The following is a 1,720-nucleotide window of genomic DNA, read 5'->3' on the forward strand; positions in this document are numbered from 1 at the left end:
TCGCAGCCATTGATATCGGTTACTGTTAAGGTTGCTGGATAATTACCCGTGTTAGTATAAAGGTGGTTTGGATTCTGAAGACTACTGGTATTCCCGTCTCCAAAGTTCCAGCTCCAGGTATCTATGATTCCACTTCCGGTGGAAGAAGAAAGGTCGGTAAAGCGAGTGGTGTCTCCTTCGCAGCTTAAGCCACCTTGCCACTCGAAGTTGGCAGTAGGTAGATAATGTACTTTTACTGTTTTTACGATTTCATGGGAACATCCCGTGGTGGTTTCTACCACAAGTATCACATCGTAGGTACCAGGAGCAGCGTAGGTGTGATTGGGGTTGGCATCGGTAGAAGTGTTTCCATCAGCAAACTCCCAAAACCAGCTATTGATAGGCTGACCACTAGAAAAACTCATATCCACAAAGTGGGTGACTTCACCAAAGCAAACCGAGTCGGCTCTAAAGTCGGCCACGGGAGCAGGTTCTACCACGATTAAAGTGGTATCGCTATCGCTACATCCATTGCCATCCTCTACTATGAGGATAATTTCATAGGTGCCTACAGCAGTAAAGTCATGACTAGGATTTTGCTCTGTGGAGTAGTTATTACTTCCACTTGCAGGGTCACCAAAGCTCCATTCCCAGCTCACTACCGCGGCTCCATCAATAATACTCTTATCAATGAAATAGGTAGAGCTGCCGGCGCAGGCGCTATAATAGTTGAACTTGGCAGTTGGTCCTTGCCAAATGGTTACATTTTGGGTGACGCTGTGCTCACAGCCATTGGTATCGATTACGGTAAGGTCTACCAGATAGTTTCCGCTAAACTGATAGAGATGAGTTGGATTTTGGTCGGTGGAAGTATTTCCATCGGCAAAGTCCCAGTGCCAGCTTTCTATAGGTGCTGCTCCCGCTACACTCAGGTCAGTAAATAGGGCATCTTCTCCTTGGCAAGGCGTGGTGAAGTCAAAGGCCGAAGTGGGGCCTTCTCTCACTATTACTTGTTGTATTATAGTATCATATCCAAATGCCTTGGTGATGAGTTGTACATCGTAGGTGCCTGGAGCGGTGAAAGCATGTGTTGGGTTTTGAGCGGTGCTAAAGTTAAAGGCACCGCTTGTTGGGTCACCAAAATCCCACCACCAATTGGTCACAAAGCCTTGGCTGGTGCTGCTGGTATCCACAAACTGCACATCGCTACCAAAGCAGCTGTTTTCCCAAGAGAATCCTGCTACGGGGCGAGGGTTTACGGTTAATATCATGGTGGTATCATCCACACAACCATTGCCATCCACCACTGTTAAAGTCACATCGAAATCGCCCAAATGGCTAAAGAGATGCTCAGGATTTTGCAAAGCAGAATAGTTTTCTAATCCACTCATAGGGTCACCGAAATCCCAGCTCCAGCTGATGATGGCCGGACCACCATTTAGAGTACTGATGTCTTGGAAAGTAACAGTATCGTCTAGTGATACTAGGGAGTAGATAAAGCTGGCTGTAGGGCAGGGACTGACTAGTAATTCTTTATTAATAACTTCCTCACATCCATTTTTAGTGGCCGTCAGTTGTACCTCATGTGTTCCGTATTCTACGAAGGTATGGGTTACGCTTTGTCCGCTGGCACTTTGTCCATCAGCAAAAGTCCAAGACCAAGTATCGGGAGTGAGCAGAGGATCTACCACTTCGCCGCTTAGGCTGGCTGGAGTATTGCTACAAAGTTCGAAAGCTGCGA

1 protein-coding gene is annotated in these 1,720 nt (G+C 46.9%); it reads right to left on the reverse strand.

Annotated elements, in window-relative coordinates; translation table 11 throughout:
- A partial coding sequence (locus tag HNS40_RS22280) for a PKD domain-containing protein (protein WP_172284913.1) occupies nt 1-1,720 on the reverse strand: 1,720 nt, incomplete at both ends.

Origin of the sequence: Lentimicrobium sp. S6 (assembly GCF_013166635.1) — a bacterium.
In the GTDB taxonomy this organism is placed as follows: Bacteria; Bacteroidota; Bacteroidia; order Bacteroidales; family UBA12170; genus UBA12170.